Here is a 16,103-nt window from a genome sequence, read left to right on the forward strand (position 1 = left end):
AAAATGCCTTAAAGCCAATGATAGCAATCAGTTGTCATTGGCTTTTTTATTGCTCCAGTAAATTCACTAGCTCTTGTTCATATTGAGAAGTCTGCTCCAAATTAAACCCAGTATGTTGCTGCACGAGTTCTCCTTGGCGATTGAAGATAAAGCTACTTGGCATCCCTTTTAAGCCAAATAGTCTTGCGACTTCACTTTCGGGATCATAACGAATCGTAAATTGTGCTGGTAACTGTTCTAAAAATACTTGGGCTAATTCGACTTCAACATCTAAATTAATCGCCACAACAGCTAAGCCTTGCTGCTGATATTGCTCATGCATTTGATTCATCCATGGAAATGATTTTCTACATGGCCCACACCAAGATGACCAAAAATCCACATAAACGACTTTGCCTTTAAACTCGCTCAAGCTAACCTTATTACCTTCTACATCCTCCACAAGATGATTTAATGAGGGCGCCGCTGATGCTATTAATGGCGCAATCAACAGCAATATTCCGATTATCATTTTCATCGTTCACTCCTACATCCAACACACATCCTTATTAATGCCAGTATCTTATAACTAAACTGATGACCATGTTACGTTTATCGGACACTATAAGGATCAGTATATTGCCTATTTGGACTTAACTATAATTTATGTTCGGGCATAAAAAAGCCTGCATATTGCAGGCTTTTTAAGTGATAGTCAGTTAATACGATTAACTTTTCTCAGTGCTTTCCGATTCAGCTTCAGGCGGTTTATAGCCTTTACGCTCTTTTTTACTGAATATTCTCTCAACCACCACGAAGAACAGCGGGATTAAGAAGATACCAATAAAGGTTGAGCTCATCATGCCACCTAGTACACCAGTACCAAGTGCATTCTTACTACCAGAACCAACACCTGTACTGATTGCCAGTGGAACAACACCTAAACCAAATGCTAATGATGTCATCAAGATTGGACGCAAACGTACACGAACCGCATGCAATGTTGCCTCAATCAATCCTGCGCCTTTGTCGTAGAATTCTTTAGCAAATTCTACAATTAAGATCGCATTCTTGGTCGCAAGCCCCACTGTCGTCAGTAGGCCTACTTGGAAAAATACATCGTTCGGTAATCCACGACCGTTCATCGCTAATAATGCCCCGATAACCCCTAAAGGTACTACCAAGATAACCGCAAAGGGTACTGACCAACTTTCATATAGCGCCGCAAGTACTAAGAATACGACCAAAATGGATAAGGCATATAACGCAGGAGCTTGGTTGCCTGACAATCTTTCTTCATAAGATAGACCGTTCCACTCAATGCCGAATCCTGGTGGTAACTGCTTCACCATTTCCTCGAAATCATTCATAGCGTCACCAGTACTGTATCCAGGCATAGTGGCACCTTGAATATTGATTGCTGGTAAACCATTAAAACGTTGTAACTGAGGTGAACCAAACTCCCAAGTACCTGTGGTAAAGGCTGAGAAAGGTACCATTTCACCTTCTGAATTACGTACATACCAGCTATCTAAATCGCTAGGCTGCATACGGTATTCAGCTTCACCTTGAACGTATACTTTCTTCACTCGGCCACGGTCGATGAAATCATTGACGTATGAACCACCATAAGCGGTTGCCAGTACGCTGTTGACGTTATCAATATCGACACCTAAAGCGCGGATTTTGGCTTGATCAACATGGATTTCATACATCGGGGCGTCTTCTTGTCCATTTGGACGAACCCCCACAAGGTTTGGATTTTGCGCTGCCATACCCAGCAGTTGGTTACGCGCTGCCACTAAGGCCTCGTGTCCTTGACCACCGCGATCTTGCAGATACATATCGAAACCATTCGATGTACCTAATTCGATTACCGCGGGCGGCACAAAGGCAAACACCAATGCCTCTTTCATTTGCATGAAGCGACCCATAGCACGGTTAGACAATGATTGAACATCTTGCCCTTCACCACGCTCGGCCCAGTCTTCAAGACCTACGAAAGCAATACCCATGTTTTGACCAGAACCCGCAAAACTGAAACCAGCTACGCTAAATACAGATTTAACGGTATCGCCTTCTTCATTAAGGTAATAGTCACTGACTTCTTCAAGCACTTTAATGGTACTTTCTTGCGTCGAGTTAGTCGGCAAAATAGCTTGAGTAAATAAGATACCTTGGTCTTCATCAGGCAAGAATGCCGTTGGCATACGCATGAATATCCATGCCGTAGCAATCACAAGTACAAGATATACACCCATCATGCGAACGGTACGTTTCAGGATTGCTGCAACGCTGGCTTCATAACGCGATGTTAACTTGTCAAAGCTGCGGTTAAACCAACCGAAGAAGCCTTTATTCGTGTGAGTATGGCCTTTTGGAATAGGCTTAAGCATGGTGGCACAAAGTGCTGGAGTTAAGATCATTGCAATCAATACTGATAATGCCATCGCTGACACAATCGTAATCGAGAACTGACGGTAAATAACACCCGTTGAGCCTGACATAAATGCCATTGGAACAAATACAGCCGATAAGGTTAAACCAATACCAATTAGTGCACCGGTGATCTGGTCCATCGATTTTCGGGTAGCTTCGAGTGGACTGAGCCCCTCTTCGGACATGACCCGCTCGACGTTTTCCACCACCACGATGGCATCATCCACCAGTAGACCGATAGCCAGTACCATTGCAAACATGGTCAAGGTATTAATCGAGAAACCTGTCGCTGATAAAATCGCGAAAGTACCAAGTAATACAACAGGAACCGCAATCGTCGGAATAAGCGTTGCTCTGAAGTTCTGCAGGAACAGATACATAATCAAGAACACTAAAACAACCGCTTCAATCAGCGTATGTACAACACCCTCAATTGATTTCTCAACGAATGGTGTCGTGTCATATGGATAGTAAATTTCTAAACTATCAGGGAAGTAAGTTTTTAATTCATCTAACTTTTCACGGACATTCTTAGCAGTATCTAGCGCGTTAGCACCAGTTGCTAGCTGAACACCAACACCTGATGCAGGCTTACCATTATAAAATGATTCAACAGAATAACTTTCAGACCCTAGCTCAACACGAGCAACATCATTCAGGTAAACATTCGCGCCTGATGGGTCAGACTTAAGAATAATCTCGCGGAATTGCTCAGGCGTTTGTAGACGACTTTGCGCTGTTACTGTTGCATTTAACTCTTGACCTGCAACCGATGGCGCACCACCTAATTGACCCGCTGAAACTTGAGCATTTTGCTCTTGAATCGCAGCCATGACATCAATACTGGTCAGGTTATATTGGGTAAGTTTAAGCGGGTCTAGCCATATACGCATTGCATACTGGGCACCAAATAACTGGATTTCACCTACGCCAGGTACACGGCTTAATGGATCTTGAATGTTGGCAGCAACATAATCCGCGATGTCGCCTTTTTCTAAAGAGCCATCTTCAGATACAAATGCTGCAACCATCAAGAAGCCAGCACTTGATTTAACAACGTTAACCCCTTGAGACTGCACTTCTTGAGGTAACAAAGTCATCGCTGCTTGCAGCTTATTTTGCACCTGTACTTGGGCAATATCAGGGTCTGCTTCAGCATTAAACGTTAAGGTAATAGTCGCATTACCGAAACTGTCACTGCTAGAAGCAATGTAGCGCAGATGGTCAATACCTGTCATACGCTGCTCAATAACCTGAGTTACTGTATCTTCCATGGTCTTTGCAGACGCACCTGGATAAAACGCAGTAATCTCTACGGTTGGTGGCGCAATACTTGGGTATTGTGCAACTGGAAGGTCTTTAATTGCTAAGACACCTGCCAGCATGATTAAGATTGAAATCACCCATGCAAAAATAGGGCGATCGATAAAGAAACGAGCCATAACGTTACCCTATTTAGTTTCAGTGGTTGCTTTAGTCGCTGACAATACTTGTGGAGTTACTTCCGATCCGTGGCGAATTTTTTGTAAGCCTTCAACAATCAATTTATCGCCAGTTTTCAAACCTTCAGTGATACGCCATTGGTGATTAATCACTTCAGCAGTTGTCACAACACGCGTTTCAACTTTATTGCCTTCACCAACAACCATCGCCACTGCTTCGCCTTTGGTATTACGTGAAATGGCTTTTTGCGGAACTAAAATCGCTTTAGGATCTTGACCAGCATTCAAAATCGCACGTACATACATACCAGGCAGCAATACACCATCAGGGTTAGGGAATTCAGCACGTAAGGTCACTGAACCTGTTGCTTCATCAACACTGACTTCAGCAAACTGTAACGTACCAATCTGCTCGTAAGTGCTGCCATCTTCAAGAATAAGCTTTACTTCGGCATTTTCACTTTGCTGTAATTTACCTGCTTTCAGCTTTGCTTTTAAACGAAGTAACTGGGCACTTGATTGAGCGATATCAACATTGATTGGATCAAGTTGCTGAATTTTAGCTAAAATCGTTGACTGGTTAGCTGTAACCAATGCACCAGGAGTCACACTTGATTTACCGATGCGGCCAGAAATAGGCGCTTTAACTTCAGTATATTCAAGGTTAATGTTGGCAGTGTTAATCGCAGCTTTGGCCACTGTCACATTCGCAATCGCTTCTTTATAAGCGGCATCTGCTTCATCAAAGTCTTGCTTACTAATGGCATTGGTTTGCACAAGTGCAGCATAACGATCAGCCGTTGCTTTTGCTGAACCTAAAGCTGCATTGGCGCTTGCTAAGTCAGCTTCTGCACTGATTAACGCAGCTTTATATGTTGCTGAGTCAATTTGATACAGTGATTGACCGGCTTCAACATCTTTGCCTTCAACAAAACCACGATTAGTGATAATGCCAGATACCTGCGGACGTACTTCAGCCTCTAAAAAAGCACGACTACGACCAGGTAGCTCAACTTGAATAGCTTGAGATTGCTCAGTCACACTCAACACTCCAACTGGAACGGGAGGTGCTTTTTGCTGGGTTTGAGCCTTATCGGCTTGACCACAAGCGGTAATCCATAAAGCCGCAGTGATTACTGAGGCTATTTTCAGTGCTTTGTGCATGACTGTTCTTACTCCTAATGACATCATCAGTAACCATTCGCTTCATTGCGTAACAGTTGCTAAATAGCGATATTCCTAACGTTTTAATTTACTTACTTTTTGATGGGCACTGTTATCGCACACCCATATAAACTCAACAACCATTTAAAATATTATAAATTGTAAACAAATAATAAACTTAGCTGACTTGTTTCGGGTTTGTTAACTAATTTGTGTCAACAAAAAATACAACCCTTTTATGTTACAAAAACGTTACATTGAAACGGGTTATAAAAACACCAATATACAACATAACGTTAAAATAAATGCATATGAAATAGTATATTGTTTGGTTTAATTTAGGTTAAACCAGATATTTTCCTATTTTCTTACAAAAATTTACTGTGACTGCAAAACCAACTCTTCATTGGCAAGCATCTCACGCCACCACCGTGATTTAACTGTAGGCGCTTTCAAGCTAATCGCCTCACCAAACACAGGAGTAATCACATTTACATTGGCTTTTTCACCTAATGCCACAATACGCTCCAATGGTTCAAACCAATCATGTAATGCTAAATCAAAGGTGCCATTATGAATTGGTAACATGGCTTTTTGATTAAACAGTTCGCCATTTAAATCAATGTGCGCCTGTAAACTTTGTTCAGGAAGCATATGGATCTCACTCCACATTTCATTATAGGCACCAGTTTCAATCATGGTGAGATCAAATGGTCCGTATCTTTCACCGATTTCCTTGAAACCAGAAAAATAACCACCGTCACCACTAAAAAATAGCTTACTTTGCTGACCTTGGATCACCCAACTCGCCCATAAAGTCGCATCTCGATCAAATAGCCCGCGCCCAGAAAAATGCTGAGCTGGTGTGGCGACTAAGGTTAACTCACCTAACGTCAACTCATCCCACCAAGCTAACTGTGTCACTTTGCTTGGTTCAATACCCCACTCAATTAAGTGATCGCCAACTTTTTGGGGCGTCACAAAATGCTCAACCTTATCTTCAAGTGCAATCACAGCTGCTTTATCAAGATGATCATAATGGTCATGACTAATAATGACCGTCTTTATAGGGGGTAATTGTTCAATATTTATCGGAGACTGATGAAAACGTTTTGGCCCCGCCCATTGAACAGGTGATGCCCTTTGACTAAACACCGGATCTAAAAGGATATATTCACCATCAAGGCGAATAAGTAAGGTGGAATGGCCAAGTCTAAAAATTTCATCTTCTGTAGAAAAACTTAAACTAACAGCAGTCATAGGTTTGACTGGTACGTCTACTTCTGGGACTGGATGCAGTCTTTTAGTGGTCATATAGCTTTTAGCAATACTCCATATATCACTTAAACCTGACTGGTACTGAATATCGCTATTTTGGTATTTAGGTGTCTCTGTTTTATCAGCACCCAAAAATGACTTAATTGACAACCCCATCACTACGACCCCTATCAAGACAAGTAAATATTTCATTCACACCACCAAAAGTAAACTACACGGTGCAGTTTATTAAACTTATATTGAAAAGTAAACTGCTCAGTGTAGAATATCCCGCAGAAGATGATTTGAGACCTAACGATGACCACTGAAAAAATGACCTTAAGCCAAAAAAAGCGCATCGCGATTATTGAAGCAGCCAAAATCACCTTTACTGAATTTGGTGTAGCAGCAACAAGCATGGATAAATTAGCGGAAGTCGCCAAAGTATCTAAGCGCACGGTTTACAATCATTTTGAAACTAAAGAAGCCATTGTCATGACATTAATGGCTGATCTGTGGGAACGTTCAATCAATCATAATGTCGCTAAATATCAGCTTGATGTTCCGCTACACCAGCAGTTAACGAACTTAGTACTCACTGAGATTAACTTCATCAACAGTAATGAATATATCGAGTTAACGCGCATGGCAATGGGACACTTTTTCTATTGTCCGCAAGAAATGAACCAAGAACTGATGCGAGTTAAAAATCAGGAAGGGGCGACTTTACGCTGGATAAGAGCGGCAATGGCAGATGGTAAACTCGAGATAAAAGATGAGAATGTTGCTTTAATGCAAATTCACAGCCTGATTAAAGGACCATGCTTTTGGCCTCAAGTGCTGCAATTTTCAAAACAACTCACTGAGGCAGAGCTGCAGGAAATAGCGTCAGAAGTCGCGTTGATGTTTTTATGTCGCTATGAAACGAAAACCAGTTAAACCCAATTAAACTCGGTTATCACCTACACTCAGCGAAATAATCCGACTAATGTGTGCAAGGCTTAAGCCTGATTCTTGCTGCCAATGATTAAAAGCGGCTTGCGCTTGGCGTAAAGCCGTTTGTGACGTAAATCCAGCATCAACAACCTGAGTTGCTTTAAGGTATGACTGTACGTCATTGGTCAATAAAAACGTATCTTTACCAACATTGCGTAAAAAGTATGGCCCAGTATTCCCGCCTAAACGGCTACCTTTCTTTTTTAGAGCTTGCCACAGACCAGTAATATCCTCTTCAGGCCAGTTAGCAATAAACTCAGCAAAGCTACCGTGTTCCGCAGCGATTTGTTGGATCATATAGGCATTATCGACAATCGACTGGGTTTTCTTTTGATGACGAATGAGTGTCGCATCTGATGCTCGTTGCTGGATTTGATCCGGTGACAACATCAATACTTTGAGAGGCTCAAAGTCAAAGAAGGCTTTTTCGTACGCTGGCCATTTATTTTCAACAACCCGCCATACAAAACCACTCTGAAACACTTGCTTGCTCATCGCTGATAACAACTGAGCATCAGAAAACTGTCCAATTTCGTCGGCTTCTAAGGTGTGTGGCATCAATAAGCCTAACGATTTAGCACCGCCTTTTCGCTCAGCTGCACGATCAAAAATATCATTAAACTTCTCTAATGTTGCCACAGTCATTCCAGTCAATGTTGAGCCTAAATACCTATCATAAACTTTATGATGCTAAACTCAATTTAGGCGCTTGATTTTGTTCTTTCTTCACCTGTAAAAACGCTTTCCACTTAACTAATTCAGGTGGCATTTCAGGAGTGGGGCCTTCATAACCTGCCGCGGCCACTAATTCAGTAATAGGCACTTGTTTACCCTTACACACAAATACACCACGAACATGCATGATGCAGTGCAAACCTCTAGCAGTGACAAAGCGCTGCTCGATATAAAAGTATTTTTCATCCCAGCTGACAATTCTGGTTTCAATCTCAAACTTTTCCATCGGCTTAATGTCGCGGAAAAAAGTAAATTCCGACGCATTCACGATGGGTAGCCATTTCAGCTTTAATAGTTTTTTCATGATGCCCATTTCGGCAATCATATGGGTACGCGCGAGATCCATAAACGCTGGATAGCGGGAGTTGGTTAAATGCATATTGATATCGCAATCAAGTGGCAATGCACGGTAACTAATACGACTGATATCTAAAAAGCTGATTTTTTTGGCTTTGCGATTACGCCAAAACATTAACCATATTAGACGGAAATATAAATTCATATACTACTACTCCTTTTGAGCGCATCAGGCTATCAGAGGTCATACCAGCTATCAAGTCCGTCACCTAAATTAACAAATCATAAAATAGAACACCTTATTACGAATTGAGCCCTGAAAAGTTCACCTGCCAGAGTTGAATAAATAATTACCATCTCTGTGAGCATTAGCACTTTTTTATCGCTACATTTTGGCTTACCATGACGGCGCTGTTTAATGCATAGGGCGTTAAGCAGATTATTTTAATTCTCAGGGCGGGGCGAAATTCCCCACCGGCGGTGATGCTATTTTACCTATATGTAGAGTTAGCTAAGCCCGCGAGCGCTCGATTTTTCGAGGTCAGCAGATTTGGTGACTGAAGTGTAATGCTTCATATTCCAGAGCCGACGGTTATAGTCCGGATGAGAGAGAATAGAAATACACCAGTGAGCCCAGGGTCTGTTGATCTTTCAAGGTTGTTTTTGCAGCGAGTTGTTGGCCATTTATACAAGGCAGAGACTTTGTAGTGTAGTTATTCTACATAAAAAGTCGATAACGCAGTAAAAATGACCAACAAACGCTGCCCAAGGGGTTCGACTAAAAGCGTTTTACTCTTTGTTGGATGAATTTTGCTTAGATAACTAGGCATCAACTCATCCGCCTCGATTAAAACGCTTTTATTTCGAACAAAACTTAACCAGAAAAGAACAACAGACCCTAGCTTACTGGTGTATTTCGTTTGGCGTAAAAACCCTCTTTAAAGCCCTGATTCTGGTATTTTTTAGGAGTTAACCATGAATCAGCTATCACTACTTGCGCCTTTTGGCGATCCTCTAGAACGTGTTGAAAAAGCCTTAGCTGCCTTAAGACAAGGTAATGGCGTATTGTTACTCGATGATGAAGATCGAGAAAACGAAGGCGATATTATCTATTCAGCTGAGCATCTTACCAGTCAGCAAATGGCATTAATGATCCGCGAATGCAGCGGTATCGTGTGTTTATGCTTAACGGATGCACAAGCGAGCAAACTTGAATTACCGCCAATGGTTGCAGATAACAATAGCGCTAATCAAACCGCTTTTACGGTATCAATTGAAGCTAAAGAAGGCGTCACGACCGGCGTATCTGCAGCCGATCGCGTGACAACAATCAAAACGGCTACTGCGGCAAATGCTAAAGCATCAGATTTAGCAAGACCTGGACATGTATTCCCATTGCGCGCTCGCGCAGGTGGTGTACTCACTCGTCGTGGTCATACCGAAGGCACGGTAGATTTAATGCAAATGGCAGGTTTACAGCCTTATGGCGTATTGTGTGAAGTTACTAACGAAGATGGCACGATGGCAAAAGCGCCTGAAATTGTCGCTTTTGGCTTAAAGCACAATATGCCAGTGCTCACCATTGAAGACATGGTGATGTACCGTCAGCAATATGACCTTAAATTAGCTTAACTTTAATCGAGTTAAGTTTGATATCGGCCTGCTTTAGAAGGTGGTCGGAATTAACTTTAAGCAACATAATGCAGATAAAAATAAACGGTATAGCGTAAATACGCTGTACCGTTTTTTATTATTTCAGACGATATGATTTATCAGAAATTAAGCTCCGTATACACAAGCAACATATTTAAAGCTCGGCTATAAAGGCCTGATATTGCTGCAAGGTCTTTTTGCTATCTAACATACCTTGATGACCCACATTAGGCACCATTATCAGTTGTTTTTGAGCAGACTGACTAGCAGCAAAGAGTTTCTCAGATAACTCTGGCGGCACCTCTTCGTCATTTTCACCCGCAATAACTAATAACGGCCCTTGATAATGATTAGCCACCACTTGTTCATTGTCTATATTGCGGAAATCTTGTGGCATTTCTAAGCTCATAAAAGGTGACATGTACCATGGTGTTTTTTCATCGACCCAGTCATCGGCATTTGTTGCAGAACCTTGTAATACCAATCCTGCAATCTTATTGTTTTTTGCTAAATCTGCGGCAATAAAACTACCCAATGAATAGCCGTGAATAATCACGTTGTCTGGCTGATATTGTTGATGTAAGTAATCTAGCTGCAGTTGTGCATCAGCAACAAGGTTGTAAATTCTGGGCTGACCTTCACTCGCACCGAGTCCGCGTCTATCAACGATTAGAATGTCAGTATTTAATGTCGATAACCTTGTTAGCGTATTAAGGGTATGAGGCTCGATTTTCATGCCATTACCTTGAAAGAACATAATGGTGGTTTTGCTATTAGGGTTATCAATATAAAAGCCATGTAAACGGGCTTGCTCGCTGGCATCTAAGCTTATTGGGTTAATGGTATTGTTAGGCATAACTTGTTGTAACTGCTGAGTAAACTCAGCGGTAAAAGGGGTGACGGAATCATCGCTGGCAATGAAAGTGTCTTCACTTAATCTAACCGTACAGGCTGTTGTCATAAGAACTGCTGCCGCAATAATGACACTAGACACTCTGTTTACTGAATTGTGCATACTATTTTCCTTAATAAAAAAACATGCTTACGTTTCGTCCTGATACACCAAAATATCGCCGGGCGAACATTGTAAGTGATGACAAATTGCGTCCAGCGTTGAAAAGCGAATAGCCTTAGCGCGGCCACTGCGTAATACCGATAAATTTTGCGGGGTAATACCTACAAGTTCAGCCAACTGCGTTGACTTCATTTTCCGTTTTGCCAACATGACATCTAGTTCAATAATGATGGCCATTAAATGGTTAATTCCGCTTCTGCTTGCAACTCTACTGCTTGCTTCATAACCCAGCCGATACAGTAAAAGATCAGTCCAAATAACGCATATTCGAGTTCTTGACTGCCTAATGTAAAATACCCCGGCACCCCATCGGCGAGATCGGTTACATGAATGAAATAGGCCACCAGCATGGGGTAAAAAAGGCTGACAAAAATCCACACTAAAAAGACTTGAGCAATACGAGTTAAACAGCGGAAATTAGCTGAAGTGAATACCTGACCCTGTTGATAAAGGCTAAACAGTTGGAACAAGAAATAGTAAATGAATAAATAAGGCAATATTTCAACGCTGCCTAATATGATGCCAGGATGTAATCCTGCCGAATATAAATTCTCTGCTAGTGCTTGCCATGAAGACTCAAAACTGACACTTAAGAAACTACTGAAATATCCCCACCAGTTAATACTCATTGCGTATTCACCATCGCGATATTCGCCACTAAACATCACAGCAATATAACTGCCTAATTGCATCAATGAGAGCAACAGCAGCAATCCTTTAATCCATTTACTTAAGCGATTAATTCTATCCATGATTCACTTTAGGGCTAACTAATATTTAAACCCAAACTAGCGGATTGGTTATATAACAGCAATAAGTTATCGATAAACGATAATCAATTCAGTCTAAAGGTTTACTAAAGGTGATAGCACGATGGCAAAAGCGACTGAAATCAGTCGCTTTTTCATTGAAATGGTATTCATGTTGGGGGTTACAAATCAATATAAAGTTGATTTAGTAAGGTTTTAATCTGCAGGTCATTCTCTTCAAACTTAATCCCTACATTGACCTTGCCGTCTTCAAATCGGCTATTACAAACTTTGGCAGGAATGCTAATTCCTTCGTCATTTGGATTGCGGATCATCACTATGATGTCCTTCTGACTCACTTTTAGGTTAGGGTTATCTGTTTTAAAAACAAAGCCACAGCCTTTAGGCGAAATATCCGAAATAATGCCCTTTAATTGAGTGCCACGACTGGCATCATTTTCGTCTTTCGCTTGAATCGCGGCCGGCAAATGAGTGACATATCGTTGGTGAGTACGTAATTGCCGATTCTCAATTTGCTTCGGATATGAAAGGAAGATCAGTTTTTCAGGTAATTTGGTAATATTGCGGATGTTTGACTTGAATGCGTAACACTCGCCCTGCTGGCCTTCTAACAAGTAGCGCACCACCACGCCATTACCTTCAACAAACACATCGCTGTAGTTATTCATCTGCTGCGGTGCGGGATGTTTTAAGATGATGTACTTTCCTAACTCATAACCTACTAACGTTGCTTTGGTTCTAAATTTCACAGGAAAATCAATCTGCAAATCAACCGTTCGCCCTGGCGATAGGTTAAAAAAGATTTGTTGTTCTGGTGATGGCTGTTCGTTCAAAATAGAGTCCATTCAAATCATTCGATTATTTATTCGATAGTATTTATTCGATAGTATTTATTCGATAGTATTAGTTCTATCGTTGTTTATATCTTAGCTTCCGCCATAGTAATGTAACTTTCACGATAAAATAAGTTTATTTTGCAACCCAACTAGCTGCGATGGAATAAAAATAATAAAAGGCACCCTAGGGCGCCTCTTCATTTTTAGCATTTCTTAATACGTATAAATGGCTTACACGTAAAATAAGAGTAAATGCAACTTAGGCATTGATCCCAGAGTGACGCAATAATGCATCTGTATTAGGCTCACGACCCATAAAGCGCACAAATAAAGTCATTGGTTCTTCACTGCCGCCCATTTCTAGGATGTTATTCAAGAAGCTTTTACCCGTTTCAGGATTAAAAATACCTTCATCCTCAAAACGAGAAAATGCATCAGCTGACAGCACTTCTGCCCACTTGTAACTGTAATAGCCTGCGGCATATCCACCAGCAAAAATGTGTGCAAAACCATGTTGAAAACGATTGAACTCAGGAGGTACATTCACCGCAACCTGGCTACGTACTTCATCCAAAATGCCTTGAATATCAGCGCCCTTTTCAGCATCAAACTCATGATGCATTCTGAAATCAAACAGTGAGAATTCAAGCTGGCGCAACATCATCATGCCTGACTGGAAATTCTTTGCTGCTAGCATCTTATCTAACAAGGCTTTTGGTAACTGTTCGCCGGTTTCAAAGTGACCAGAAATTTCAGCCAGTGCCTCTTCTTGCCAACACCAGTTTTCCATAAACTGACTTGGTAGCTCAACGGCATCCCAAGGTACGCCGTTAATGCCAGCAACACCGCCGACTTCAATTTGCGTCAACATATGGTGAATACCATGACCAAATTCATGGAATAAAGTGGTGACTTCATCATGGGTAAACAACGCGGGTTTACCATCGACTGGACCATTAAAGTTACACGTTAAGTAAGCAACGGGTTTTTGAAGACCAGAACTTGTTACACGACGGCCTCGACAATCATCCATCCATGCGCCGCCACGTTTACCGCTGCGGGCGTACAAATCTAAATAGAAGCTACCACGGTGAACCTTGTCAGCATCATAAATCTGGAAGAAGCGTACATCGTTATGCCAAGTATCCACGTCTTTTTGTTCTTCAATGCTCAAGCCGAATAAGCGTGACACGGTATAAAACAAACCTGATAAGACTTTGTCTTCAGGAAAATATGGACGCAGTAATTCTTGAGAGACTTCATATTTGTGCTGCTGTAATTTTTCAGCATAAAAACTTAAATCCCATGAAGCCATTTCAGTGACATCAAAGTGCTCTTTAGCAAAGGCTTTCAGTTCAGCGAGTTCTGCCTTTCCTTGCTCTTTTGAACGTAATGCTAATTCATTTAAGAATGATAAAACTTGGCTTGGGTCGTTGGCCATTTTAGTTGCCAAAGACTTATCTGCGTAGCTATCGAACCCAAGCAATTGCGCAAGCTCATGGCGTAAAGCCAAAATCTCATCCATATTGGCACTGTTATCAAACTCACCCGCATTCGGGCCTTGGTCTGATGCGCGAGTAACGAAAGCACGGTAGCACTCTTCACGTAACTCACGGTTTTCGCTGTAAGTCATTACTGGTAAATAGGAAGGGAAATCCAGCGTGAATAACCAACCTTGCTGCTGTTTATCCTCAGCCATTGCCTTTGCTGCAGCAATTGCTGAATCAGGTAATCCAGCCAATGCTGCCTCATCAGTGATCAATTTAGACCATGCTTCTGTCGCATCTAATAGTTGGTTTGAAAAGCTGCTAGTTAATTCCGATAAGCGTTTTACAATCTCACCATAACGTACTTTTTGCTCATCATTCAAACCAATGCCTGACAATTCAAAGTCACGTAAGCTTTGAGTTAATAAGGTTTTTTGCGGGGTCGTCAATTTTTCAAAATCTGCAGATTCTTGAATCGATTTATACGCTTGGTATAAACCTTCATGTTGACCAACGAACGTGCCGTACTCAGACAATAATGGTAAGCAAGCATCGTGTGCTTCGCGCCATTCATCTGTACTTGTCACTGAATTCATATGTGAAACTGGAGACCAAATTTTACTTAAGCGGTCATCGACTTCTTCAAGTGGCTCAATCAAGTTTTCCCAAGTGTATTGGTCAGTACTTGCCAATACTTGTTCAATTTTACTACGACAATCGGCAATCGCTTGCTCAACAGCTGGCTGAATATGCTCTGCTTTAATGGCTGAAAACTGCGGCAGTTCGCTTTGTTTAAGCAAAGGATTATCTAGCAATGGGTTGCTCATAGGTGATTCCTCGGGAAATAGGGTAATAATTGCCTGTTACACATTAATAAGGGCTCAAGTGATTGAATTCAAGTCTAGCTCTTTATTGAAGTAAGAATTAGCCCTCTGTTTAAATGGCATTGATTGGCATAAACATGGCTAATTTTTCTTCTACCTGAAAATAACCTTAAAAAATGTGATGTATCATTCATATTCATTTACTCATAATTTACATATCAATTATTGACAAGCTGATCGCAAATCTAACTCATTATCATTTTTAGCCCGTTAAGTTGATGTATTCTTGACTCATCTACTGACACTATTGAGAAACGTTACTGATATGAAAGTAAACATAACCCCTTTGTTCTTATCAATCATGACGATTACCGCTCTTTGCTCTTCCCATGCTAAAGCAGAAGATCTTGAGTTTGCTTTTAATGCGGGCTGGGATTCTAAGTATGTGTCAGAAGGTAGAAATAATTTAGACAGTGGTGGCATATATCAAGCTGGAGCGGCGGTGACATCTGGTGATTTAACCACTTATGCCACTATGGTCAGGGGTGACTCTGAACATTACATCGAATGGAATTTTGGTCTTGAGTACGCTTTACACCTACATGAAGATATTGAGACAGTAATAGGTTACCAACGTTTAGAGTTTTATGGTGATGAACGCAGCTCAGACAATGAAGTCTTTGCCGTCATAGCCTACACCGGTGTCGACTGGTTGATCCCATCAGTTGCGTATACCTATGCAACAGAAGCTGGAGGATATTTTGTCGAGGTCAGCTTACATAGCCCTTGGCAATTGACAGAGCAGTTCACAGTAACCCCATATATTACTCAGGGCTTTGATTTTCAATATGCGACTGAAGAACACAATGGTGCTAACCATTTCCAAATGGGCGTTGAAGCAAGTTATGAACTCTCAAGCAATATCGCCGTCAGTGCTCACTTTAGTCAGTCCATTGCTATGGACGATATCAAAGAACAAGCAAAAGTTGAGGGCATTAGCGGTAGTTTAGATGAAAGTTACGCTGGCATTCATTTAACTTGGCGCTTTTAACTTCCATCACCCTCTCCCTCAAACTGGCATTAATACGCATCGCCTTCTAAGCTCACTGACCTAAGCCTGTTTGTTTTTACATTGCAAACAAGGCGCAA

At 41.4% G+C, this 16,103-nt stretch carries 14 protein-coding genes, 1 pseudogene and 1 riboswitch; of the genes and pseudogenes, 3 read left to right on the forward strand and 12 right to left on the reverse strand.

Features of this window, described 5'->3' with window-relative positions; all coding sequences use genetic code 11:
• Positions 1–46 precede the first annotated feature (46 nt).
• The 4 genes from Q4600_RS11710 to Q4600_RS11725 all read right to left on the reverse strand — a co-directional run bounded on the left by Q4600_RS11710 (position 47) and on the right by Q4600_RS11725 (position 6,494).
• Positions 47–517, reverse strand: coding sequence for a TlpA disulfide reductase family protein (locus Q4600_RS11710; RefSeq protein WP_102526979.1), 471 nt, complete (start codon positions 515–517; stop codon positions 47–49).
• Positions 518–707: 190 nt separating this feature from the next.
• On the reverse strand, positions 708–3,860 hold the full coding sequence (locus Q4600_RS11715) for an efflux RND transporter permease subunit (protein WP_102526980.1): 3,153 nt from the start codon (positions 3,858–3,860) through the stop codon (positions 708–710).
• Positions 3,861–3,869: 9 nt separating this feature from the next.
• Positions 3,870–5,024 (reverse strand): efflux RND transporter periplasmic adaptor subunit, encoded by a 1,155-nt coding sequence (locus Q4600_RS11720; RefSeq protein WP_229370571.1) that lies wholly within the window; start codon positions 5,022–5,024, stop codon positions 3,870–3,872.
• A 378-nt stretch (positions 5,025–5,402) separates the two neighbouring features.
• Positions 5,403–6,494, reverse strand: coding sequence for an MBL fold metallo-hydrolase (locus Q4600_RS11725; RefSeq protein ID WP_303516373.1), 1,092 nt, complete (start codon positions 6,492–6,494; stop codon positions 5,403–5,405).
• 105 nt (positions 6,495–6,599) lie between these two features.
• Between Q4600_RS11725 and Q4600_RS11730 the strand changes: the two genes are divergently transcribed.
• Positions 6,600–7,220, forward strand: coding sequence for a TetR/AcrR family transcriptional regulator (locus Q4600_RS11730; protein ID WP_303516371.1), 621 nt, complete (start codon positions 6,600–6,602; stop codon positions 7,218–7,220).
• 6 nt (positions 7,221–7,226) lie between these two features.
• On the opposite strand, the gene Q4600_RS11735 is transcribed toward Q4600_RS11730, so the two are convergent.
• The 3 genes and pseudogenes from Q4600_RS11735 to Q4600_RS11745 form a co-directional block, all read right to left on the reverse strand.
• Complete coding sequence (locus Q4600_RS11735; protein WP_102527048.1) at positions 7,227–7,916, reverse strand: DNA-3-methyladenine glycosylase I; 690 nt, start codon at positions 7,914–7,916, stop codon at positions 7,227–7,229.
• 43 nt (positions 7,917–7,959) lie between these two features.
• Positions 7,960–8,514 carry a thioesterase family protein gene (locus Q4600_RS11740; protein WP_248956735.1) on the reverse strand — a complete coding sequence of 185 codons (555 nt, stop codon included), beginning with the start codon at positions 8,512–8,514 and terminating at the stop codon, positions 7,960–7,962.
• Positions 8,515–8,752: 238 nt separating this feature from the next.
• A riboswitch (FMN riboswitch) is annotated at positions 8,753–8,928 on the forward strand.
• A 16-nt stretch (positions 8,929–8,944) separates the two neighbouring features.
• A pseudogene (locus tag Q4600_RS11745) lies at positions 8,945–9,139 on the reverse strand (hypothetical protein); the annotation flags it as partial.
• A 145-nt stretch (positions 9,140–9,284) separates the two neighbouring features.
• Here Q4600_RS11745 and ribB point away from each other — a divergent pair.
• Entirely contained in the window at positions 9,285–9,941 is a 657-nt protein-coding gene (gene ribB, locus Q4600_RS11750; protein WP_102526985.1) for a 3,4-dihydroxy-2-butanone-4-phosphate synthase, read from the forward strand.
• A gap of 175 nt (positions 9,942–10,116) precedes the next feature.
• Here the strand turns inward: ribB and Q4600_RS11755 are convergent, their stop codons facing one another.
• The 5 genes from Q4600_RS11755 to prlC all read right to left on the reverse strand — a co-directional run bounded on the left by Q4600_RS11755 (position 10,117) and on the right by prlC (position 14,957).
• Positions 10,117–10,977 carry an alpha/beta hydrolase gene (locus Q4600_RS11755; RefSeq protein ID WP_303516366.1) on the reverse strand — a complete coding sequence of 287 codons (861 nt, stop codon included), beginning with the start codon at positions 10,975–10,977 and terminating at the stop codon, positions 10,117–10,119.
• Between the two features lie 27 nt (positions 10,978–11,004).
• Positions 11,005–11,214 carry a helix-turn-helix transcriptional regulator gene (locus Q4600_RS11760; RefSeq protein WP_102526987.1) on the reverse strand — a complete coding sequence of 70 codons (210 nt, stop codon included), beginning with the start codon at positions 11,212–11,214 and terminating at the stop codon, positions 11,005–11,007.
• Positions 11,214–11,789, reverse strand: a complete 576-nt coding sequence (locus Q4600_RS11765; RefSeq protein WP_303516363.1) for a DUF2975 domain-containing protein — start codon at positions 11,787–11,789, stop codon at positions 11,214–11,216. Before Q4600_RS11765 ends, Q4600_RS11760 begins: the two co-directional genes overlap by 1 nt.
• A 179-nt stretch (positions 11,790–11,968) precedes the next feature.
• Complete coding sequence (locus Q4600_RS11770) at positions 11,969–12,640, reverse strand: flagellar brake protein (RefSeq protein ID WP_303516361.1); 672 nt, start codon at positions 12,638–12,640, stop codon at positions 11,969–11,971.
• A gap of 262 nt (positions 12,641–12,902) precedes the next feature.
• The gene (prlC, locus tag Q4600_RS11775; protein ID WP_303516359.1) at positions 12,903–14,957 is read right to left on the reverse strand and encodes an oligopeptidase A; all 2,055 of its coding nucleotides are present in this window, start codon (positions 14,955–14,957) and stop codon (positions 12,903–12,905) included.
• 322 nt (positions 14,958–15,279) lie between these two features.
• On the opposite strand from prlC, the gene Q4600_RS11780 reads away from it, so the two are divergent.
• On the forward strand, positions 15,280–16,005 hold the full coding sequence (locus Q4600_RS11780; protein WP_303516358.1) for a hypothetical protein: 726 nt from the start codon (positions 15,280–15,282) through the stop codon (positions 16,003–16,005).
• Positions 16,006–16,103: the final 98 nt, after the last annotated feature.

It is taken from the genome of Shewanella sp. 2_MG-2023 (assembly GCF_030548905.1).
GTDB classification, from domain to species: Bacteria; Pseudomonadota; Gammaproteobacteria; order Enterobacterales; family Shewanellaceae; genus Shewanella; species Shewanella electrodiphila.

What these genes read in the sequence shown, in the direction of transcription:
- Q4600_RS11710 (WP_102526979.1), bottom strand. Translation starts at nt 517, where the DNA reads ATGAAAATGATAATCGGAATATTGCTGTTGATTGCGCCATTAATAGCA.
- Q4600_RS11715 (WP_102526980.1), bottom strand. Translation starts at nt 3,860, where the DNA reads ATGGCTCGTTTCTTTATCGATCGCCCTATTTTTGCATGGGTGATTTCA.
- Q4600_RS11720 (WP_229370571.1), bottom strand. Translation starts at nt 5,024, where the DNA reads ATGCACAAAGCACTGAAAATAGCCTCAGTAATCACTGCGGCTTTATGG.
- Q4600_RS11725 (WP_303516373.1), bottom strand. Translation starts at nt 6,494, where the DNA reads ATGAAATATTTACTTGTCTTGATAGGGGTCGTAGTGATGGGGTTGTCA.
- Q4600_RS11730 (WP_303516371.1), top strand. Translation starts at nt 6,600, where the DNA reads ATGACCACTGAAAAAATGACCTTAAGCCAAAAAAAGCGCATCGCGATT.
- Q4600_RS11740 (WP_248956735.1), bottom strand. Translation starts at nt 8,514, where the DNA reads ATGAATTTATATTTCCGTCTAATATGGTTAATGTTTTGGCGTAATCGC.
- ribB (WP_102526985.1), top strand. Translation starts at nt 9,285, where the DNA reads ATGAATCAGCTATCACTACTTGCGCCTTTTGGCGATCCTCTAGAACGT.
- Q4600_RS11755 (WP_303516366.1), bottom strand. Translation starts at nt 10,977, where the DNA reads ATGCACAATTCAGTAAACAGAGTGTCTAGTGTCATTATTGCGGCAGCA.
- Q4600_RS11760 (WP_102526987.1), bottom strand. Translation starts at nt 11,214, where the DNA reads ATGGCCATCATTATTGAACTAGATGTCATGTTGGCAAAACGGAAAATG.
- Q4600_RS11765 (WP_303516363.1), bottom strand. Translation starts at nt 11,789, where the DNA reads ATGGATAGAATTAATCGCTTAAGTAAATGGATTAAAGGATTGCTGCTG.
- prlC (WP_303516359.1), bottom strand. Translation starts at nt 14,957, where the DNA reads ATGAGCAACCCATTGCTAGATAATCCTTTGCTTAAACAAAGCGAACTG.
- Q4600_RS11780 (WP_303516358.1), top strand. Translation starts at nt 15,280, where the DNA reads ATGAAAGTAAACATAACCCCTTTGTTCTTATCAATCATGACGATTACC.